The sequence below is a fragment of the Parabacteroides sp. AF14-59 genome (assembly GCF_003479515.1).
In the GTDB taxonomy this organism is placed as follows: Bacteria; Bacteroidota; Bacteroidia; order Bacteroidales; family Tannerellaceae; genus Parabacteroides; species Parabacteroides faecis.
In genome coordinates this window covers 20,657-42,115 of sequence record NZ_QUHH01000037.1, presented here as the reverse complement: position 1 = coordinate 42,115, position 21,459 = coordinate 20,657, and the positions used below count along the sequence as shown (strand labels likewise).

Sequence of the window (21,459 nt, the reverse complement as noted above, 5' to 3'; positions counted from 1 at the left end):
ATTGAATGACAAATCAGAATAACTCTTCCGGCAACCGGTTATTTAAAGGACTATTCGCAGATCCTCTCCAACGTAAACGTTATCTTCTGGCATTGGGCATGATCCTGCTGATGGTAGCTACAGCAGGTTTGTTGGGTGAGACAGAGGTTATCTTTCCTGAAATGGCCGCCCTCACGATCGGTATGTGGATTATCGATAAACGTGTGTGGAAAGTGAAACGCTGGCAGATGGTCACCCTAATGACTGTTGGTGCAATAACCGGCGTGTGTCTGGTCCTTTATTCCCCGTTCCCGCTGCTTGTCAATCTATGTCTGGCTTTTCTGTTTGCTGCGGTTTGTTTGTTGATCTCGCGGGCGACACTGATACCGTTGATTTCCGCCTGTATGCTTCCTGTTTTATTGAAGACGGAGAGCTGGATGTATCCGGTAGCTGTGTTTGTCATGTCGATGATCGTCGTGAGCGGGCAGAAATGGATGGAGAAAAGCAATATCCGGCATGAGGTTGTTTATGAACCGAATGAACGACTTTGGAAAAATGATATTATTCGTTGGATCAGCCTCTTGACGAGTATTTTGGCGATTGCTTCGTTAGCCTTGTTTACAGATAGTCCTTTCCTGATCGTTCCTCCGCTGGTCGTTGCTTTTGTGGAATTTACCAATTCGAAAGCCGGTTTCAGGAATCGTCCCGTGCAGATGATACTTTTATTGATAACAGGGGCTTTGGTCGGGTCGTTCAGCCAGTTGATCGGACATTATTATTTAGGGCTTCCGGAAACAGCGGTTGCCTTATTCGTGTTTATCATCCTTTTTACCGTATTCGAATGGGTCGGGAAGTTCTTTGCTCCGGCAGGTGCACTCGCCTTGCTTCCGATGTTGCTTCCGCAGGAGGCGTTGGTCTGGTTTCCTTTGCAGGTGGCTATCGGGGCGATGTTGTTTATCGGTACGGGACTCGTCTTTTTCATGCGATGCTATAAATGGCCGCATGCCCAGCTGATCTATTGCCTGACACCAGTTTATCTGCGTGATCGTCTGCCGCGTGGTAACAGGGGAAAAGAATGATTTAAATAAATCACTACCTTTGTGGAAAGTATCCGTTAAAAAGGTTATTCCGTCATGATAAAGTATATAAAAGTTCCGACAGCCCTTGTTTCGGGTGATTGTACGCAAAGTTCGCTCCGGTTGGAAGGGGGAACTGTTATTGAGTCCTGCATTCATAGCATGGGATCTTCCGGTACGATGTTCCTTGAAGAACATATGCTGATGATGGTACTCGATGGTACGGTAACCCTCCGTTACGGCAAACAAACCTATGTTGTCGGAAAGCATGAGATGATCTTGTTGCGAAAGGCGACGGTAGTCAGTTATGAAAAAGAGGGAAACCCCGATAATGCCGACATATTCGACAGCCAGATGTTTTGCCTGAAAGACGAGTTGCTGAAAGAGTTCCTTACGATGCAGCATGTCAATATTCCCCGTATGACGGAAGAGATCAGGAACACGGTCAATCCTATGAGCGACTGTCTGGTTGCCTTTGCCCATTCTCTGAAACCTTACTTCAATGCCCCGGCTTCCGTCAATCCTGGACTGTTGAAACTAAAGATCATGGAGATGCTGTATGATGTCTCGGAATGCAGCAAGAATATATTCCGCCAGATATTACAACTACGTCAGCCTGTGCGGACAGATATCCGGCAGGTGGTGGAGCAACATTATGCCTCACCGATCACCCTCCCCGAACTGGCTTATCTTTCCGGTCGCAGCCTGTCGAGCTTCAAACGTGACTTCCAAAGTACTTATAATATGCCGCCTGCCCAATGGATACGTGAACATCGTCTGAGCCGTGCGAAAGAGATGCTGCAAAATACGGCGATGTCTGTTTCCGATGTCTGCTATTCGTTAGGCTTTGAGAATCCTACACATTTCTCCCGTATCTTCAAAGATCACTACGGGATGCCCCCTTCCGAATTGTTGAATAAGAAAAGTATATTGAACTAAACAGTCATATTCTTTGAGCCGGATGGAAACTTCCGAAGACTTGTCTATCGTTAACTTTGTATACAACTAATAGTAAAAGTAGCGATTATGAACAAGAAAATCATTATTCTGAACGGCAGTCCCCGTCTGAAAGGAAACACGGCAGGACTTATCGACGCATTTGTGCAGGGAGCGGAACAGGCTGGACATACAGTGAAAACTTTTAACTTGCAAAAGATGAATATCCATCCTTGCCTGGGATGTCTGGGAGGAGGTAAAAATCCGGACAGTCCTTGTACCCAGAAAGATGACATGGACCAGATCTATCCTGTTTATGAGGAAGCGAATATTGTGGTACTGGCATCACCGATGTATTACTGGAGCATTACCGCCCAGTTGAAAGCCGCTTTCGACCGTCTGTTTGCCGTAGCCGAAAAAGACGGAGATTACAGAAACCAGAAGAAAGAATGTATCATGTTGATGGCGGCTGAAGGAGATACCAGAGACAATTTTGAGCCGGTAGAACATTATTATCATGCTTTATTGAAACATCTGGAATGGAAGAATGCCGGTGAGGTATATGCCGGAGGTGTTATGAAGATCGGAGATATTAAAGGACATCCGGCTTTAGATGAGGCACGGCAGCTAGGTTTGTCAATCCGGTAATCCGATTGTTTATCTGATAAAAAGCGGATGAGATCAGAGCCATTAAAGCTGGCTACTGATTTGATCCGCATACATGTGGCTGTAGTGCTGGTAGGCGGCTGGTTCTGTAAATCGATAAATGTCATCGGAATGTCGATTTATACTTATAGAATATCGATATTCTACATAAATTGCCAAAATGATATCCGGTATTTTTGTGTAAACTTAATTTAGAAAACCATGAGAATACGGATTATGCTAACCATGATTGTTGCTTTCCTGCTCTGCTTATCGGTGGGAGAAGCAACCGTACAGAAGAAGAAAGCTCCCGATCCTTTAAAGATCTCTACACAACAGCGGATTCCCTCTGATTTTATTCCAGGTTCATTTTTTGTTTCCAACCGAATAGAGAATTGGAAACCTAATGAGACGGCAATTATCATTTGCGATATGTGGGACAAACATTGGTGCAAAGGTGCTACAGCCCGTGTGGCGGAGATGGCCCCCGCATTGAATGAAGTACTTATTCTGGCCCGCGAAAAGGGAGTGACGATCGTGCATGCTCCGAGCGATTGCATGGATTATTATAAGGATTACCCGGGTAGGAAAAAAATAGCCGGATACAAGGATAAGAAAATCAGCGAACTGGCGAACGGAGAAAAACTACCGGCGGAAGAGAATGCTGCATGGCCGGTCGACCAGTCTGACGAAGGTTGCGATGACGATCCTTCCTGTCAAAACCATCGGGCCTGGACAAAACAAATCGATGCCTTAACAATACAGGAGAACGACCTGATCAGTGATTCGGGAAGTGAAATAGGTACTTATTTTAAAAAGAAAGGTATTAAGAATGTGATCCTGGCAGGTGTCCATACCAATATGTGTGTGATCGGTCGTTCTTTCGGACTGCGTGCAATGAAGAAGATGGGAATGAATGTCGTGCTTATGCGCGATATGACCGATCTGATGTATAACCATCGGAGGGCTCCGCAGGTAGACCATTTCTCCGGTCTCGACCTGATGGTAGAGTATATTGAGAAATACGTTTGTCCTACTATTGTATCCTCTGATTTTACAGGAAAAAAACAATTCTGCTTTCAAGGTGACAAGCGTCCCCGCATCGCGTTTGTGACTGCCGAAAGTGAATATCATGCCAATGTACGTTTACCGGAATTTGCACACGAATTAACCCTGAATAATATACATAGCGATTTTGCGTTGGGAGTCCCTGTCATGACAGGACCCGGACGACATAATCTGGAAAACCTGCAAATACTGGAAGATGCGGACCTGGCAGTTATATTTACTCGTCGTCGTGCTCTCGAACCTGAAAAAATGAGAAAGATAAAAGAGTATGTGGCAAGCGGACGTCCCTTGCTCGGTATCCGTACGGCATCACATGCATTCGACGCCAAGGGAAACGTGCCTCGTGAAGGTGGCGGTGTTGTAACGGCTCAGGAGAATGCTTCGGACCTGTTGGCTCAGTGGCCTGAATTTGATAAAGAGATACTCGGAGGCAACTATACCGGGCATTACGGGCATCTGAAAACTGGAACGGATGTGAAAGTAGTTCCCGGCATGGAAAACCATCCGATCCTGAAAGGGGTGGCGTCTGAGTTCAATAGTCCGAGCTGGCTATATAAAAACCGCCCGCTCCGTACCGGCAAAGCAACGATTCTGCTGTTGGGAAGCAATCCGGGAGTACCCGACGAACCGGTCATGTGGATCAATGGAAAAAATGTGATCTATACATCTCTGGGGCATTGGGATGACTGGAAAAACGAGAGTTTCCGGAACCTGATGTTCAATACTGTCGATTATCTGTTGAATAATTCTCATAAATAAATCAGCAAGTATGAACAGAAGGAATTTTATCAGGTCGGGAATGTTGGCTACAGCCGGCGTCTCGCTGGGAATGGGAAGCCTGTTGAGTACTTCGTCGTGCGTAGGGGCGAACGACCGTATCGTGTTGGCTTTGGTCGGTTCCGGAGGCCGGGGACTCGGAACGATCATAAATTGCTGTAAGATCAATGAAAATGTAGTGATTAAAACGGTCTGCGACGTGAACCGGACCAAATTGGCGAATGCGATTGACAAGGTGGAAAAAGAACTGGGGTATCGTCCGGCAAAAACAGAGAATATGCAGGAAATATTCGATGACAAAGATGTGGATGCTGTCTGGATTTCGACACCCGAGCATTGGCATACACTTGCCACGATATGGGCCTGCCAGGCGGGAAAGGATGTTTATGTAGAGAAAAATCCGACGATCAATATCTGGGAGGGACGTAAAATGGTGGAAGCTGCAAAAAGGTATAAACGGATTGTACAGGTCGGGTTCCAGAACCGCAGTGCGCCTTACGGATTTACCGCACGCGATTATATCGCTTCCGGTAAATTAGGGAAGATCGTAACCGTTAAATGCTACAATATGTTGGGAGGCGCTAAGTTTGAAGAAGCACCTGAAACAGCCGTTCCACAGTGGCTCGACTGGGATAAATGGTTGGGACCGGCACCGATGAGACCCTATAGTCCGACTATTGTCTCCGAAAACGGGCGGGGAGGATGGCTTAACTATTGGGCATATAGCGGAGGCGGCCTTTCTGACGATGCGTCGCATGTGATGGACCTGGCACGTATGGTGATAGGAGACCCCGGTCATCCGAAGTCGGTTTATGGTTGGGGTGGGAATCATGTGTTTGGCGGTACGCGCGAAACACCGGAGTTTCAGTCGATCGTTTACGATTTCGATGAGTTCACATTGACATGCGATAATGCTTGTGCAACCAATTACATGATCAAGACGCCGAATGATATTCGTCAGGATAACACTCGTTTCCCGGATTGGCGCAACAATGCCACCCGGACAGAGATTTACGGAACGGAAGGGCTGATGTATCTGGGTCGTCATGGGGGTGGCTGGCAGGTGTTGGGGCCTGGTAACGAGATCGTGGCACAGGATGGCGGCGTGATGCCGGATGCCGAGCACCAGATGGATTTCATCCGGTCGCTTCGCACACGGAAAACACCTAACGGGGAGGTGGAAGAATGCCACCGGAGTGCAACGTTGGTACATTTGGGTAATATCGCTTTCCGGACGGGGAACAGACAGCTCCTTTTCGACCCTGCTACAGAGCAGATCAGCAATAACGAGCAGGCAAACAAACTGGTACGAGGTAGTTATCGGTCCGGTTATGTGATCCCGGAAAAAGTATAACGAAAACAGAATAAACCATGATAGCTGCAAATGACAAGGTAGTCCTTGCGCTGATAGGCGTGGGTGGACGGGGAACCCAGCTCATACTTAGTATGCTGCAGTGTACGTTCGGCGTTGAAGTTAAATATGTCTGTGATGTAGATGAATCCAGGGGTGGAAATGCAGTTCAGGAGTTATCGAGGTTACAGGGGTATAAGCCGGTCAAAGTAGCAGATATGCGGACTGTGCTGGACGATAAAGATGTGGATGCCGTCGTGATCGCGACACCTGAACATTGGCATGCGCTGGCTATGGTCCGGGCCTGCCGGGCAGGTAAGGATGTTTATGTGGAGAAAAACGTCTGCCTCTCTTTTGAAGAAGGACGGAAAATGATCGGAGCGGCGACCGAGAACTCCTGTGTGGTTCAGTGTGGAACTCAGAATCGTAGTGCCGGTTATGCTTATGCCGCAAAAGAGTATCTCTCTTCCGGTAAACTAGGGAAGATAGTGGCGGTGAAAACCTATTGTATGCTGCCCGGAACCCGTAAATGGGTATTGAAGCCGGATACTCCTGCCCCTACGGGGTTGGATTGGAATCAATGGTTGGGACCGGCAGAGCAAGTCCCATACAACGTGTCCCGTCATAAAGCCTGGTCCGACTGGTGGGCTTATTCAGGTGGCGGAGCGATGTCCGGTGATGCATCGCATGTGGTCGATCTGGCCCGGTTGGTTTTAGGAGATCCCCAATTACCTCACAATGTGTTCTGTGCCGGAGGAAGGGTGATCTTTGATGACGAACGTGATATCCCGGATAATCAGACTGTAGTCTTCGATATGGGTGACTATCCTCTTACACTCGAATCTTCACAATACGGAGATTATCTGGAGAAGACACCGCAGGAAGTCCGTTTCAGTGACAGATTTCCGGAATGGAGAACCAATTCCACGCGCATAGAAATTTACGGAACGGAAGGGTTGATGTATCTCGGCCGTCATGGTGGCGGATGGCAGGTTTTCGGAAAGGATTGGGAGTTGCTGGCCGAGAAAACCGGTTTTTTCCCGGATGAGGCACATCATAAGAACTTTATTGAATGTATCCGTTCGCGAAAAACGACAAATGCTCCTATCCGGGAAGGCGTTATGAGTGCCAATATGGTCAATCTGGCTAATTTGTCTTATCGTTCGGGGAAAAAACTGATCGGGATCGACCCTGTGACAGAAACGATAACAGGCAATGAAGAAGCGGTACGTCTGGATAAGAGAACGTACCGGGACGGTTATCAACTTTGACGGTATGGGTATGAAAAGAACTATAAGTAAGAGAAATATACTGATCGCGGTAGTTGTAGGATTGGCTTTGCTGGTCGGGATATCCTGTCTTGTCGTTCTGCAGACATGGCACCGAGTACAGGTCGAATTTAATATCCATATCAATAAAGAAGCGGTCTATCTGTCTGCCTATGCGGAACCGCCTCAGTTCGCTATCTGGTTGGAGGATCCGGCAAGCGGTAAGTTGAAGCAGGTATTCGTAACTTATCGTGCCGGGGAAAGCGATTGGGAAGGAAAAGCGGATGTTCCGACTGCCATCCCGCACTGGTCGGATGTGTTCGGTAGTACGAATCCGGACGGGCAACAGGATTATGACGGTATATCTGGGGCAACTCCCAAGGATGAATATTTTCGTGTCCGGGCAGAGGTAAAACCGGGCAGCGAATGGATTTGCTGGATAGAAATGAACCTGGCTGGCGATTATAACGAGTTTTACCCGTTTTTCAACCGGGAGACTCTCCGGGAGGATGAGTATTCATGCGGCCAGCCCGCTCTTATTTATAAAATAAATATCAAAGCGGATAAAGGTAATTGCTATATACCGGAACTGACTTCCATGTCTTTGTGGGAAGACGGGATAAACAGGTTGCTTCCTGTCGATTCAACAATCACTACAGCGAAAGATATTTTTGATCATATCGATATCCGGGTCATCACTCCCAGACCCCGGCTGATCGATCATTATAAGGTAAAGGAGCAGAACGTATTGAATTAACTAACTTTTAATTGTAAATGAATGAAAACTACTAAATTAGGTAAATCAGACGTATCGGTATCTGCCATGACGATCGGCTGTTGGCCTTTCGGAGGAGGCGAGTATTGGGGTGAACAATCCCAGAAGGATGTAGACACGGTCGTTCATGCAGCTCTCGATCAGGGTGTGAATACATTCGATACGGCAGAAATGTATAATAACGGGGCGAGCGAATTGTCTTTGGGAAAGGCCTTGAAAGGATATAGAGAAAAAGCAGTGATCATATCCAAGATCAGTCCTTCTAATTGCCGCCAGGTACGGAAACATTGTGAAGCAAGCCTGCAACGCCTGGGAACGGATTATATCGATGTTTATATGCTGCACTGGCCCATTAATAAACTATCATTGGAACATTTTACTTCAGACAATGATGTTATCGGGTTGCCTCCGACTGTCGAAGAGGCGTACGCGCAGTTGGAGGAGTTGAAACAGGAGGGATTGATCCGCTCGATCGGAATGAGTAACTTCGGTCGTAGCCAGATGGCTGAGGTATTGGCAACAGAGGTACAGGTCGATGTGAATGAAATATGTTATAATGTCGTATCGAGAGCTATTGAAGCAGAAATTGCCCCTTATTGCATGGAAAACAAGATTGGTATTATCGGCTCGATGGGTTTACAACAAGGGGTGTTGGCAGGTATTTACAAAACTCCGCAAGAAGTGCCTATGCACCAGGCTCATTCGCGTCATTTTACGGATTCCAGAGGAGGAGGAACTTCACGGCACGGAGAAAAGGGTGCGGAAAAAGAAATATTTGAAGTGGTGGAACGGTTGCGGGAAATAGCGAATGATTTGCATATTCATATGGCTCAGCTTTCGATAGCATGGATATTGAAGAAGTCTTTTATGGCTTCGACATTGGTCGGGTCACGAAATCTGAAAGAATTGGAAATGAACATTGCTGCATGTAGCCTGGAAATACCGGATCCGGTGGAGGCATTGATCGATCGTATAAGCCTTCCCGTATTGGAGATACTGGGTAATAATCCGGATTATTACGAACATAGCTCGAAAAGCCGTATTTATTAACGATACTTGAAAAACAGGAGGATCCATTATGTTAAGAGGAATCGATAGAAAAATCTCACCGGAACTGATCAAGTTACTGATGGAAATGGGACATGGGGATGAACTCGTATTGGGGGACGGTAATTTTCCAGCCGCTTCGCATGCACAGCGGTTGGTACGTGCCGACGGTCATGGGACCGTGGCTATGCTGGATGCCATATTACCGCTTTTTCCACTCGATTATGCGGTCGATTTTACAGCAGTGGTCATGAAATATCCGGGTGAGAAGGAACCTGCCGTCTGGAGTAAATACAGGGAACATTTACAAAAATATCCTGACGGAAATAAACTGTTTATTATGCTGCCCAAACCGGAGTTTTACGAACGGGCAGGAAGGGCCTATGCCATTATAACGACCGGCGAACAGGAAGGCTTCGCTAATATTATTATCCGAAAGGGAATTATTAAAGCTGAAAATCATGAAAATAGATAAACTGGAGTTATTTAAAATACCACCAAGATGGTTATTCCTGAAAATCACCACGGACGATGGCTTTATCGGGTGGGGAGAACCTGTCGTTGAGGGACGGGCAGACACGGTAGAGGCAGCAGTCAATGAATTATCCCCGTATCTGATCGGGCGTGATGCGTCGCAGATAGAAGATATATGGCAAACCTTATACCGGGGTGGATTTTACCGGGGCGGTCCTATCCTGAGCAGCGCGATCTCGGGGATCGATGAAGCATTATGGGATATCAAAGGGAAAGCGGCGAACCAGTCGATTTGTAGTTTGCTGGGGGGCGCGGTCCGCCATAAAATGATGGTTTACCAGTGGATTGGCGGTGACCGTCCTTCGGATGTAATCCAGGCGGCAAAAGAAAAACAGGAGGCCGGGTTGAAGGCTGTCAAAATGAATGGAACCGACGCACTGGAATGGATCGATTCGTTCGGAAAAGTGGAGGAAGTGATCGGGCGGGTTGCCGGCATACGTGAGGCATGCGGGAAGGAGTTTGGTATAGGCATCGACTTTCATGGGCGGGTACATAAAACAATGGCTAAGGTGCTGATGAAGGAGTTGGAGCCTTATCGTCCTCTTTTCATAGAGGAACCGGTATTGGCGGAGAACGGTGAGTATTTTAAAATGTTGTCCGAGTTGGTATCGATACCGATCGCGACCGGGGAACGGCATTATACCCGTTGGGATTTCAAATCTTTGTTTGAACAGGGCGCGGTCGATATTATCCAGCCGGACCTGAGTCATGCAGGTGGAATTACCGAATGTAAAAAAATTGCGACTATGGCTGAAGCCTACGATATAACGGTTGCACCGCATTGTCCGCTCGGACCGATCGCTTTTGCCTCTTGCCTGCAACTGGATTTTAATACGGTCAATGCGGTTATTCAGGAAACAAGCGCCGGTATTCATTATAATGTAGGGGGCGATTTGCTCGACTATGTAAAGAATCCGGATGTTTTTGCATTCAAAGACGGATACATCGAGATTTTCGATGGTCCCGGATTGGGAATCGAGATCGATGAAGAGAAGGTTCGTGAAATGGCCCGGATAGGACATAGTTGGAAAAACCCGGTGTGGAGAACTCCTTCCGGAGTGATTGCAGAATGGTAAATGGAACCGAAAAAGAGGATTACTATGGATGTTTTGCATATATTTAAAGAGCGGTTAGCAAAAGGAGAAGCTGTTTATGGCCCTTTTATGAAGGCTACGGATGCGGCTTTCGTAGAGTGTTCCGGATATGCAGGGTTTGATTTTGTCATTCTGGATATGGAACATGGTCCTGTTGGATTTTCCGGTTTACAGCATCTGGTCAGAGCTGCGGAGGTCAGTGATGTCATATCGGTAGTCCGTACCTATGATTCGTTGGAAATGACTATCGGTAAAGCGTTGGATCTGGGAGCAAAAGGAATACAGGTGCCACAGGTCCGTTCGGCTTCGGAGGCCCGTGAAGTTGTGAAAGCAGCCCGCTTCTTTCCGGACGGAGAACGTGGCGTGTGCCGTTTTGTAAGAGCCGCCCGTTATTCGGCCATTCCCCGGGATGAGTATTTCAGGAAAGCAAACCGGTCACTGGTTATTCTGCAGATCGAAGGAACGCAGGCGATCGATGAGCTGGATGAAATACTACGGGTGGAAGGTTTTGATATTCTGTTTGTCGGTCCTTATGACCTTTCGCAATCGTTGGGAGTACCGGGGCAAGTTTCACATCCTTCGGTCATCAAGGCTATAGAAGATATTACAGGGAAAGCACGGGCGGCGGGAGTTGTACTCGGAGTTTTCTGTGATACGCCCGAATCGGCTGCTTTATGGAGAAAGGCAGGGATTCAGTATATCTCTTATTCTGTCGATGTAGGCATTTATATGGAAGCTTGTATATCTATTATTCACAAATTAAAACACGAAAACCATGAATGACACAAAAGATAAACCACATCTTATAACACCGGGATATACCTTTACTTTTATATTAGTGACGCTCCTCTTTTTCATGTGGGCTTTACCGAATACGTTGAATGATGTGTTGATCAAGCAATTCATGAAATCGATGGAGTTGTCGCGACTGGAAGCCGGTTTTGTACAGTCTGCTTTTAAATTGGGGTATTTTTGCCTGGCTATACCAGCGGGACTTTTTATGCAGCGGATGGGCTATAAAGCGGGGTTGATTGTCGGATTGTTGTTTTTTGCCCTGGGTTGTTTTCTTTTCCTCCCTGCGGCAATGGCAGGAGTTTATATCTATTTTCTCGGAGCTTTGTTTGTTATAGCCAGCGGATTGGCCTTCCTGGAACTGGGTGCTAACAGTTTTATCGTCGGACTGGGTGATCCGGCAACCTCTGAGCGAAGGCTGAACCTGGCCCAGTCTTTTAACCCGATCGGTGGTATTACCGGCGTAGCTGTCGGTACGATCTTTATTTTTTCGGGGAATGAACCGACAGCAGGGGAAATACTCGAGATGAAAACAGCCGGGACATATCATGCCTTTCTGGAAGCGGAGAACCTGCGTGTCGGTCCTACCTATATTATTCTGGGTATTATTGTACTGATAGTAGCCTTCCTGATCTGGCGTACTAAATTTCCTAAAATAGAGACATCGGGCGATACCGAACACAAAGGTAGTTTCAGGGCGTTGCTACAATACCCGCATTGGTATAATGCCGTCATTGCTCAATTCTTTTATCTGGGGGCACAATTGGGAACCTGGAGTTATCTGATCACCTATGTACAGGAAAACAGTCCGATGACGGAGAAACAGGCCGGAGGGTTATTGATACTGAATATGGTCCTGTTCATGTGCGGCCGTTTTTTCTCGACGTTTTTGATGAAATATATAAAACCTACCCGTTTGATGGGCGTTTATTCACTGATCAATATCGGACTGGTTTTGATCGTGATCGCCTCTTCCCGTTGGGCGAATGTGTTCGGATTACATGATCTTTCCCATTGGATCGGTATCGGTGCTATGATTTGTACCACATTCTTTATGTCGTTAATGTATCCCACTATTTTTGCATCCGGAGTGAAGGGGTTGGGGCAAAATGCAAAATTAGGAGCTTCCGTATTGATCATGAGTTTGATCGGAGGTGCGATCCTGACTCCTGTTATGGGACTTATCGCGGATTCTCATTGGGCGCATGCCGTAGCACCGGCGATGATCGTGCCGATGTTCGCCTATTGTGTAGTCGCTTATTTTTCTTTTATCGGTTCAAAACCCGGTGGACCTGTCTGTGAATGAAATAACTGCTATACCCGATATATGGAATGAGATTCATATAAAATTATATCTTTGTAGTAGCTATTATGGAACCTCGACCCCTCCCCATATGAAAGAAACTTATGGAAGAAAAAGGAGATCTGAAGAAAATAGCTTTTGGTGACATGCGGGCTTTTGAACGGATATTCATGCGTTATCAGCCCAAACTTGTAACTTTCCTGGCGGGCTTCCTCCAGGAGGAAGAACTTTGTCGTGATATGGCCCAGGATATTTTCCTCGATATCTGGGAAAAAAGGCATCGGCTGGCTCATGTGGAATCATTTACCGCCTACCTTTTCCAGATAGGCCGTTATCAGGTGTATAATTATTATGACCGCTTGATCGTGCATGAGAAATATGCCCTTAGCCAGATTCTCCACCCTGCTCCTGCTGAAACAGTCGAAGAAAGTCTGTTCCTCCAGGACCTGCAATTACAGATCGAAATACAAATCAATCAAATGCCGGTCCGGCGTCAGCGTATTTTCCGTATGAGCCGTTATGAAGGACTGAGTAATGAGGAGATTGCCGGAAAACTGAACCTCAATAAACGCACGGTGGAAAACAATCTGAGCCTTGCTCTTTCGGAACTGCGTAAGGTGTTGTTGTATCTCTGTCTTTTCTGTTGAATAACAGCTTTTTTCTTCGTGCGTATCACCTTCTTTCCTTTACTACTATATATAAAGGAAAAAGAATATGGAAAAGAAAACGATCGATCATATTATTCGAACCTTCTTTGGCAAACGCTTCCCGAAGCATACACGGCATATCTTCGGTCAATGGCTTTGTGCCCCCGGCGGGCAACAGGAAAAAATAGAGGCAATGGCAGAAGTGTGGAGAACTATTCCTGAAACTGCCGACGAACAAACATATAAAGACTGGCTGTCGGTTGCCGGCCGCATCGGAAATCGTAAGACATGGCGGACCGGACGTACACGGTTATACAAATGGAAACAATATGCAGCAACCATAGTGGTACTGGCCTTTTCCATCGGTATGACTTACCTCGTAACTAATCGGTTGACTCCTTACAAGACGATTGATATGGTGGAAGTTTTTATTCCTTATGGGGATACCCGGTATATCCGGCTTCCCGATGAGACGAAAGTCTGGGTAAGTGCCGGGTCCGTACTTATTTACCCGGAAGAGTTTGCTGCAGATGACCGGCCTGTATTTCTCTCCGGAGAAGCCACCTTTGAAGTGGAGCCGGACTGTGACAAACCGTTTTATGTTAAAACCCACTATATCGATGTGGAAGTAACCGGTACAAAATTTACAGTTAAATCTTATCCCGATGATCTCTTTACGACAACTACGCTAGAAGAAGGAAGGGTAGCTGTTGCAATCAAAAATAAGACATCGGGACGTTATCTGCTTATTCCCGGCCAGCAGCTGGTCTATTCAAACCGTGAAGGTTCTTTTTATGTCCATGATATCGATATGGATATTTACAGGATGGAACGGAAAGGATTCCTTGTATTCGATAATACTCCGGTCGAGGAAATACTTGTCGCACTGGAACGTAAATATAATGTGACATTCCATTACAACACGTCATTTTACAGGAACCATACATACAATGTGAAATTTATGCCGGGTGAAACGGTCGGCGAGGCTATGGAGGTGCTTCGTTTGCTGACCGGCATGAACTATACCATCCAGGGAAGAAATATTTATATTAATGACAAAAGGAGATAACATCATGCAAAAAAGAAACCGGGAAGAATAACCTTTGCCGATTTGCTCTCCCCGGCGTTCGAGATCTCAATGATTATATCTGTAACGAGAACCAATCAAATCAATCTCATAAATCATATAAATATACAAAGATATGAAATTAACCATTCTAATACATAATCGCATGTATAAAAATAAAACCCGGATACTTTTCATTGTTGCACTAACCCTTTTTTGTGTATCCGGCCATGCCCAGCAACAGCGGGTACGTATTGCAGGGAATAATGTAACGTTGAAAGCAGCTTTCAAACAGATCGAACAACAAAGTAACCTGTCTATCGATTACAATGCCCAGGAATTGGATGATAGCGGAGTTGTACGATCGCTGCCTGTAGAGGGAACCGTACAGGACGTTTTACCGAAGATTCTTCCCGGACGTCATTTCGATATCAAATATCAGGGGAGCCACATTGTCATTACCCGGATAAATGATAACAACACACAACGGGAGAAAATAATTTCCGGAACTGTAACGGACGAAAACGGTGATCCTATTATTGGTGCTAATATTGTAGAAAAGGGGACTACCAACGGTCTTATTTCCGATCAGAACGGGAAGTTCTCTTTATCGGTAGCTCCCGGGGCTGTAATACAAGTCACTTATATAGGTTTCATGACTAAGGAATTTACCGTAGGAGCACAGCTACACTATGCCATACGTCTGGAAGAAGATAACCAGACTTTGGATGAGGTGATCGTTATCGGTTACGGAACCGCTCGCCGCCGCGAATTTACCGGTTCGGTAAGCTCCGTGAAGCTGGAAAACTCTCCCGCAGCCCTTATGCCCAACCTGAACGTGCTGGAGTCGCTGAAAGGAAATGTATCAGGTCTGAATGTCGGAGCCACCGCCGGTGTCGGATCAGACCCGGAAATGCTGATACGCGGACAAAATTCAATTAACGAATCGTCGAACAAGCCGCTTATCGTATTGGACGGAGTCATCTATATGGGGGAGATCGGCGATATCAACCCGAGTGATGTGGCTAGTATCGATGTACTGAAAGATGCAGTTTCTGCCGCTGCCTACGGAACAAGGGCAGGTAATGGTATTATTGCGATCACGACCATGAAAGGACAGACGGATAAACCGGTCATCACGCTGAATGCCAATGCCGGTGTACATGCCTGGCAAAAACGACCGAAAGTAATGGGAACCGAAGAGTGGATACGTAAAGTCAATACTGCCGGTGGATATTCGGAAGGTGAAACTTCCTGGATGAAACCCGGGGAACTGGCTAATTATCAGAATGGTGTAGAACAGGACTGGTTCGATGAGATCAGCCGTACAGGAACTTTTCAGGATTATCAGTTATCTGTTTCCGGCCGGGGAAAAGGCGTTAACTATTATCTATCTACGGCTTATGAAGAAAGCCACCATGTGATCAAGGGAGATGATTACAATCGCATCTCGGTCTTCGGTAAGATCAATACGGATATAACCGACTGGTTGAATATCGGGGTCGATGCTCGTTATTCCCGCCGTGACTATTCCGGCGTCGAAGCCAGTGTAAATTCGGCCTTTGCCCTGACTCCTGTAGGTGTGATCTACCGGGATGAAGAAGGCAACCTGGAAAAATATCCGCGTGAAATCGGTTCGACCAATGCGTTGTGGGATGCAAAATCCGGAACGCGCGATAATAAGGATATCCGTCAGAACTTCCGTCTGAATGCGTATGCGACGGTACAGGTCCCCTGGGTGAAAGGGCTGAGCTACCGGCTTAATTTCCAGCCAAACCTGGACCTTACGGAAACGGGTAACTTCTACCATGAAGGTTATTATATAACCGAAGGGGCAGGGCTTGAACGTTATTCGCCTGCCGCACTCGAAAACCTGTTGGCTAAAGCTAATGGTGACTTGCAGAATACGAAGACATACAGTTATGTAGTAGATAACATCATCACCTATAAAAACCGGTTTGGCCTGCACGATGTGGAAGCAACTCTGGTTGCGACCCGTGATGAGATGAAATATACGCGTAACCAGATCACAGGTAGTGATTTTGCTTCTGCCGGTAGTACAACATTGGGATCTTCCGGCCTTCATTACGCCACAGTCCAGAAATTCAATCTGAATGGTGCTTACAGAAAGGCTAATATCGGTTACCTGGCCCGTGCGAATTATGGTTTCAACAGCCGGTATTACCTGACGGCTTCTGTTCGCCGGGACGGGGCTTCCGTTTTCGGTTCCAATACTAAATGGGGAACATTTGCATCTGTAGGAGCTGCCTGGCGTATCTCCGAGGAACGTTTCCTGAAGAACTTCAAACCGTTGGATAACCTGAAGCTGAAGTTTTCATGGGGACAGAACGGCAACCAGGCTATCGATCCGTACGCAACCTTGTCGAAAGTGCAGAACGGACCGGCAGGAGGTATTCGTTACGAATTCTCCGATACGGGAGATAAGATCTATTATGGTTTGGTACAGAGTAATATGGGAAACTATAACCTGGGATGGGAGAGTACGGATGCCTTGAATACCGGATTTGAATCGATTTGGTTGAATAACCGTTTGTTTGTCGATATAGATATTTATCATTCCAAAACATACGACCAGTTATTCAGCCGTGTGATCCCTTCTATGACAGGTTTCTCCAGTATCACTACTTCCATGGGACAGGTGAACAATACGGGAGTGGAACTGACGGTTAATTCGGTCAATGTCCAAAACAAAGATTGGAGATGGTCTACCTCGGTTACTTATTGGAAGAATAAAAACAAACTGGTAAAATTATATGGGGAAGATATCGATGGAGACGGAAAGGAAGACGATGACATCGGTAACTCGCTGTTTATCGGTAAATCGTTAGGTGCCATCTACGGTTTCAAGCAGATAGGCATCGTGCAGGAAGACGATGCAGAGTATATGGAACTGACCGGTGCCCTGCCCGGTAATCCGAAATATGCAGATTTGGATGGGAAGCCGGGTATCACAAACGATGACCGGACGATCCTGGGTTACTCGAAAGAAAACTTCAGGCTGAATATGAGTAACACCGTCAGATATAAGAATTTCGAGTTATATATCATGTTGGTGGGTATCTTCGGAGGTAATAACTATTACATGAAAGAAAATCCGAGGGCTTTCCAGATCAACGGATCAGGCATGTTTATGGATAATACGATCTCGATCCCTTACTGGACTCCGGAGAATAAAAGCAATACCTATCCGTCGGCGACTTTTACAGGCGATAACCGTTTCAAAGGATTACAATCGAGGACCTTTGTAAGGGTACAAGATGTCTCCCTGTCATATACCTTCGACCGTTCATTGCTTAAGTCGGTCAATATCAATAACCTCAAGGTTTATCTGACAGCTAAGAATCCTCTGATATTTACTAAGTGGGAAGGTGTGGATGCCGAAACAGGGCGTAGATATAACGATGGTAACCTGCCGGTACTGTCTACCTATTCGTTAGGGGTAAACATCAGTTTTTAACAGTAACTTAAAATATTCCGAATATGAAAGCAATAATATCCATATTAACTGTCTGCATGTTGGCCATACTGTTCAGTATGACAAGCTGCAATGATGATAAATTCCTTGAGGAGAATCCGGAATCATTCTATACCATCGATAACATCTATTCGACCTCTGCCCAGGTAGACCAGATTGTGATCGCTATCTACTCGCAACTCAGAACCATGTGGACCAATCCGGGAGAAAGTGCTTCCTATTACGATTGGAGAGGCAAGGGGACGGATATGTACGATGTAGGCAGCAACCGTAAAGGATCGACTTTCAGTGATTATAGTACCATTAACTCGAATCATAATACATTTAAAGATATCTATGCAGATATGTATAAGATCATCTCCCGTACTAACCTGGCGATGTATGCGGCAGAACTGCCGCAGATTACCTGGGCTTCGGCGGACGAAAAAGCCTATATCATTGCACAGGCTAAATTTTTCCGTGCGTTTGCCTATAGGAACTTGGGAGAATTGTTCGGAGGTGTCCCCATTGTGGACGAGTTGGTTACCGGTCCCCGTTACGATTTTGAAAGAAGTACGAGGATACAGACCTATCAGTTTGCTATCGACGATCTGGAGAGTGCATTGAGCGATTTGCCTGAAACTACAGCCAGCGGAGGGCGGATTGTCCGGGGGGCGGCACAACATAACCTGGCACAATTATATCTTTCGCTCGGTATCCAACTGGAGGCGGAAGGTAAGTCGGGTGAATCACAGGCAGCTTATACTTCCTCTGTCAACTATGCAAACCAATTGATCGACGGAGGAACCTATTCTCTGATGACGGGTCGGTTCGGTAAACGGGCGAACGAGGCGACTTTTACGATCGATATTCATGAAAGCGGAAACTCCGCCAGGGCGGTGGTGGACACTCTGCTGTTTTATCCGAATCATTTCTGGGATTTATTCCAGGATGGAAATATCAATTATCAGGATGGAAATAAAGAGAGTATCTGGACTTTACAAGTCGATTGGGATGCCTATCAGGCAGAAGATAAGCAATCTTATCTGAAATATACGCGTGCTTACGGTCATTCGTTCCGTGACTGTATTCCGGACGTCATTACCGGTATGCTGGAGGATATCGGTGGCCGCGGAATTACCCGTGTCAATGCAACGATGTACACACGTGATTTCATCTATGACGATAAATGGGGTGAAGACCTGCGTAATTCGGAAGTAGTCATGCGAAGGCGCTTCAAAGGGAATGTTCCGGGTTCCCCTTATTATCTGAAGGTAATCCCCTGGGATTATATCTATTATGGCAATACGAGCAGTGCCGTCAACGATAATAACCGGAGCCGTGCCTGGCCTCAGTCGTGCAAGGTGACTACCGATAAATATGTAGGAACTGATATGGGGCAGGACCGCAGCAATCTGTTCCGCGATGATTATTACATCCGTTTGTCGGAAACGATTCTTCTCCGGGCGGAAGCGAAACAACGTTTAGGAAATAAACAAGGGGCGGCATCCGATATCAATCTTTTACGGGCACGTGCCCAATGTAGTTACATGGTGACTGCGGCCGATATGGATGACAATTTCAATATGATCCTGGATGAAAGAGCACGGGAATTGATATATGAAGAAACTCGCTGGAATACATTACTTCGTATGGGCGGCACGATTGCTGTCGACCGGATACGTCAATATGCTTTCTGGCCGGAAACAAAAGCGACTTTAAATTTCAACTATAATCTGTGGCCTATTCCCCAATCGGTTATTGATACGAATAAAGATGTCGTTCTGCAACAAAACCCGGGTTGGACAGACAGATAGGCTAAATAATCAAACCGGCAGCAGATTTGTCAGAAAAAAGGTCGGTCTGTTGCCGGATAAATAAGATGATATATGAAATATAAACTATCTGTTATCTGCATTTTGTCCTGCCTTTTCCTATCTTTTGCATATGCTCAGCAGGAAGAGATCCTTCTGGCTCCAAAAGAGCACAGGAGACCGGAAGGATATGATCCTGCTCCCTATCGTTATCCCTATTCCCTATTTGATATGAAAGAGAAATTCTCTGATGCTCTGATGCTACACGCAGCCGGAGAATATCAGCGGATTATCGGTGTGATTGAACGCGGAAGATATAAAGCAGAGGGAGAGTCTTTGGACCGGCATCAGACACCGGAATGGTTCGAGGATATGAAATTCGGGATGTTTTTCGATTGGAACCTCTGGTCTCTCGCCGGTTACGCTACCGAATTGGAAAACGAACCGGTTTATCCCGACTGGTACGAATACCGTATGGTACCGGGCAGGCCTTATAAGGACAGGCAGCCGAACCTCAAACCTTACCATGATAAGAATTGGGGAACTGATTTCGGCAGAGGAGATTTTATTCCATTGTTTAAGGCAAATGATTATTCTCCTGAACAGTTGACAGACCTGGCGTTAGAAGCCGGAATGAAATATGTGATTCCGTTTGCCAAACACTTTTCCGGTTTTTGCCTCTGGCCTTCTTCTTATACCCACATGGATATGGGAGACAGACACGATAAAGATTTGATAGCCCCTCTTGTAGCCCAATGTAAGTTGAAAGGCTTGAAATTTGGCTTTTACTATTGTACTCAGGACTGGGAATATCCGATCATAGGGGATAACGGCGAACTTTTACAGCGGACCTGGTTTCGTGGAAATACGAATATAGGAACCGATGTCCCTCTGTCTGAAACGTCGTTACCTGAAGCTGAAACGTGGGTAGCCTGGGAGAAACTCATTCCCGGTAAAATACCGGTGAAAGATTATCTGAAAGACTATCTCATTCCTCAGGCGGCCGAGTTTATAGATATGTATGATCCGGATATCCTGTGGTATGACGGGGACTGGACTACTCCGGTTGAAGAATTGGGAACCTATGAAATAGCCGCTTATTTCTATAATCAGGCGGAAGGGCGGAAAGAGGTGGCGGTAAACGATCGTTACGGCATGGTAGGCGGTAGAACATTACGCAATATACGGGGGGATATTTTTACCAGCGAATATGGTTATGGGATATCCAAAGGCTATAAAACAAAGTTGTCGCATGCCTGGGAGGAAAACCGGGGTATCAGCCAGTCTTTCGGCTTTAACTGGCAGGATACGGAAGAAAATGTCGTTACATCCAAGGAGTTAGTGGATATGTTGATAAATATTGTTGCACGGGGTGGTAATTTATTGTTGATCGTCAATCCGGACGGTCAGGGAGCATTGCCCGATATGCAGGTGAAAAGACTGAAAGAGATCGGACAATGGTTGAAAATAAATGGGGAAGGTATTTATTATACCCGGCCTTATGATATTATCGCCGAAGAAGCAATACGCTATACTTGCAGTAAAGACCGGCAGACCGTATATGCTATTTCTCTGGACTGGCCAGGTGACCGGTTGGAGTTAAATACAGTCAGGCCAGCTGATAACAGTAAAATTTATTTATTGGGAAACGATATCCCTTTAAACTGGGAATACAAAGATGGTAAAACGTTCATTTTCATACCCGAATATTTACAGGATATGGAAAAACGGCCCTGCAAATATGCTTATACTTTCTGTATCCGCCAATAGGCGGAATCCGGCATGATTTTTATGAACTCTAATAATCAATGA

Annotated in this window: 17 protein-coding genes; all 17 read left to right on the top strand. The window is 46.1% G+C overall.

The features are described from left to right. Positions 1 to 5 precede the first annotated feature (5 nt). Positions 6 to 1,058: an HPP family protein gene (locus DWW23_RS25140; RefSeq protein WP_370449339.1), complete on the top strand. Its 1,053-nt coding sequence runs from the start codon at positions 6 to 8 to the stop codon at positions 1,056 to 1,058. A 54-nt stretch (positions 1,059 to 1,112) separates the two neighbouring features. After that, complete coding sequence (locus tag DWW23_RS25135; RefSeq protein ID WP_122357210.1) at positions 1,113 to 1,994, top strand: AraC family transcriptional regulator; 882 nt, start codon at positions 1,113 to 1,115, stop codon at positions 1,992 to 1,994. 87 nt (positions 1,995 to 2,081) lie between these two features. After that, positions 2,082 to 2,639 (top strand): flavodoxin family protein, encoded by a 558-nt coding sequence (locus DWW23_RS25130; RefSeq protein WP_122357209.1) that lies wholly within the window; start codon positions 2,082 to 2,084, stop codon positions 2,637 to 2,639. A gap of 219 nt (positions 2,640 to 2,858) precedes the next feature. Beyond that, the gene (locus DWW23_RS25125; protein ID WP_122357208.1) at positions 2,859 to 4,463 is read left to right on the top strand and encodes an isochorismatase family protein; all 1,605 of its coding nucleotides are present in this window, start codon (positions 2,859 to 2,861) and stop codon (positions 4,461 to 4,463) included. Positions 4,464 to 4,473: 10 nt separating this feature from the next. Continuing rightward, the gene (locus DWW23_RS25120) at positions 4,474 to 5,835 is read left to right on the top strand and encodes a Gfo/Idh/MocA family protein (protein ID WP_122357207.1); all 1,362 of its coding nucleotides are present in this window, start codon (positions 4,474 to 4,476) and stop codon (positions 5,833 to 5,835) included. A gap of 17 nt (positions 5,836 to 5,852) precedes the next feature. Continuing rightward, positions 5,853 to 7,103: a Gfo/Idh/MocA family protein gene (locus DWW23_RS25115; protein ID WP_122357206.1), complete on the top strand. Its 1,251-nt coding sequence runs from the start codon at positions 5,853 to 5,855 to the stop codon at positions 7,101 to 7,103. Next, a complete protein-coding gene (locus DWW23_RS25110; RefSeq protein ID WP_122357205.1) occupies positions 7,048 to 7,857 on the top strand; it encodes a hypothetical protein in 810 nt (269 codons plus the stop codon). The genes DWW23_RS25115 and DWW23_RS25110 overlap by 56 nt, the downstream gene beginning before the upstream one ends. 21 nt (positions 7,858 to 7,878) lie before the next feature. Next, positions 7,879 to 8,925: an aldo/keto reductase gene (locus tag DWW23_RS25105; protein WP_122357204.1), complete on the top strand. Its 1,047-nt coding sequence runs from the start codon at positions 7,879 to 7,881 to the stop codon at positions 8,923 to 8,925. A gap of 28 nt (positions 8,926 to 8,953) precedes the next feature. Further along, positions 8,954 to 9,397 carry an RbsD/FucU family protein gene (locus tag DWW23_RS25100; RefSeq protein WP_122357203.1) on the top strand — a complete coding sequence of 148 codons (444 nt, stop codon included), beginning with the start codon at positions 8,954 to 8,956 and terminating at the stop codon, positions 9,395 to 9,397. Beyond that, positions 9,384 to 10,532 (top strand): galactonate dehydratase, encoded by a 1,149-nt coding sequence (gene dgoD / locus DWW23_RS25095; protein ID WP_122357202.1) that lies wholly within the window; start codon positions 9,384 to 9,386, stop codon positions 10,530 to 10,532. Before DWW23_RS25100 ends, dgoD begins: the two co-directional genes overlap by 14 nt. Before the next feature lie 24 nt (positions 10,533 to 10,556). Next, positions 10,557 to 11,333, top strand: a complete 777-nt coding sequence (locus tag DWW23_RS25090; protein ID WP_122357201.1) for an HpcH/HpaI aldolase/citrate lyase family protein — start codon at positions 10,557 to 10,559, stop codon at positions 11,331 to 11,333. Next, positions 11,326 to 12,648, top strand: a complete 1,323-nt coding sequence (gene fucP, locus DWW23_RS25085; RefSeq protein ID WP_122357200.1) for an L-fucose:H+ symporter permease — start codon at positions 11,326 to 11,328, stop codon at positions 12,646 to 12,648. The genes DWW23_RS25090 and fucP overlap by 8 nt, the downstream gene beginning before the upstream one ends. A gap of 101 nt (positions 12,649 to 12,749) precedes the next feature. After that, positions 12,750 to 13,292 (top strand): RNA polymerase sigma-70 factor, encoded by a 543-nt coding sequence (locus tag DWW23_RS25080; protein WP_122357199.1) that lies wholly within the window; start codon positions 12,750 to 12,752, stop codon positions 13,290 to 13,292. A 67-nt stretch (positions 13,293 to 13,359) separates the two neighbouring features. Next, positions 13,360 to 14,361 (top strand): FecR family protein, encoded by a 1,002-nt coding sequence (locus DWW23_RS25075; protein ID WP_122357198.1) that lies wholly within the window; start codon positions 13,360 to 13,362, stop codon positions 14,359 to 14,361. A gap of 163 nt (positions 14,362 to 14,524) precedes the next feature. Continuing rightward, positions 14,525 to 17,836, top strand: a complete 3,312-nt coding sequence (locus DWW23_RS25070; RefSeq protein ID WP_122357197.1) for a TonB-dependent receptor — start codon at positions 14,525 to 14,527, stop codon at positions 17,834 to 17,836. Between the two features lie 23 nt (positions 17,837 to 17,859). After that, a complete protein-coding gene (locus DWW23_RS25065) occupies positions 17,860 to 19,650 on the top strand; it encodes a RagB/SusD family nutrient uptake outer membrane protein (RefSeq protein ID WP_122357196.1) in 1,791 nt (596 codons plus the stop codon). Between the two features lie 72 nt (positions 19,651 to 19,722). Further along, positions 19,723 to 21,417 carry an alpha-L-fucosidase gene (locus tag DWW23_RS25060; RefSeq protein ID WP_122357195.1) on the top strand — a complete coding sequence of 565 codons (1,695 nt, stop codon included), beginning with the start codon at positions 19,723 to 19,725 and terminating at the stop codon, positions 21,415 to 21,417. Positions 21,418 to 21,459 lie beyond the last annotated feature (42 nt).

What these genes read in the sequence shown, in the direction of transcription:
- DWW23_RS25090 (WP_122357201.1), top strand. Translation starts at nt 10,557, where the DNA reads ATGGATGTTTTGCATATATTTAAAGAGCGGTTAGCAAAAGGAGAAGCT.
- DWW23_RS25065 (WP_122357196.1), top strand. Translation starts at nt 17,860, where the DNA reads ATGAAAGCAATAATATCCATATTAACTGTCTGCATGTTGGCCATACTG.
- DWW23_RS25060 (WP_122357195.1), top strand. Translation starts at nt 19,723, where the DNA reads ATGAAATATAAACTATCTGTTATCTGCATTTTGTCCTGCCTTTTCCTA.
- DWW23_RS25080 (WP_122357199.1), top strand. Translation starts at nt 12,750, where the DNA reads ATGGAAGAAAAAGGAGATCTGAAGAAAATAGCTTTTGGTGACATGCGG.
- fucP (WP_122357200.1), top strand. Translation starts at nt 11,326, where the DNA reads ATGAATGACACAAAAGATAAACCACATCTTATAACACCGGGATATACC.
- DWW23_RS25115 (WP_122357206.1), top strand. Translation starts at nt 5,853, where the DNA reads ATGATAGCTGCAAATGACAAGGTAGTCCTTGCGCTGATAGGCGTGGGT.
- DWW23_RS25100 (WP_122357203.1), top strand. Translation starts at nt 8,954, where the DNA reads ATGTTAAGAGGAATCGATAGAAAAATCTCACCGGAACTGATCAAGTTA.
- DWW23_RS25125 (WP_122357208.1), top strand. Translation starts at nt 2,859, where the DNA reads ATGAGAATACGGATTATGCTAACCATGATTGTTGCTTTCCTGCTCTGC.
- DWW23_RS25120 (WP_122357207.1), top strand. Translation starts at nt 4,474, where the DNA reads ATGAACAGAAGGAATTTTATCAGGTCGGGAATGTTGGCTACAGCCGGC.
- DWW23_RS25070 (WP_122357197.1), top strand. Translation starts at nt 14,525, where the DNA reads ATGTATAAAAATAAAACCCGGATACTTTTCATTGTTGCACTAACCCTT.
- DWW23_RS25130 (WP_122357209.1), top strand. Translation starts at nt 2,082, where the DNA reads ATGAACAAGAAAATCATTATTCTGAACGGCAGTCCCCGTCTGAAAGGA.
- DWW23_RS25105 (WP_122357204.1), top strand. Translation starts at nt 7,879, where the DNA reads ATGAAAACTACTAAATTAGGTAAATCAGACGTATCGGTATCTGCCATG.
- DWW23_RS25140 (WP_370449339.1), top strand. Translation starts at nt 6, where the DNA reads ATGACAAATCAGAATAACTCTTCCGGCAACCGGTTATTTAAAGGACTA.
- dgoD (WP_122357202.1), top strand. Translation starts at nt 9,384, where the DNA reads ATGAAAATAGATAAACTGGAGTTATTTAAAATACCACCAAGATGGTTA.
- DWW23_RS25075 (WP_122357198.1), top strand. Translation starts at nt 13,360, where the DNA reads ATGGAAAAGAAAACGATCGATCATATTATTCGAACCTTCTTTGGCAAA.
- DWW23_RS25135 (WP_122357210.1), top strand. Translation starts at nt 1,113, where the DNA reads ATGATAAAGTATATAAAAGTTCCGACAGCCCTTGTTTCGGGTGATTGT.
- DWW23_RS25110 (WP_122357205.1), top strand. Translation starts at nt 7,048, where the DNA reads ATGAAGAAGCGGTACGTCTGGATAAGAGAACGTACCGGGACGGTTATC.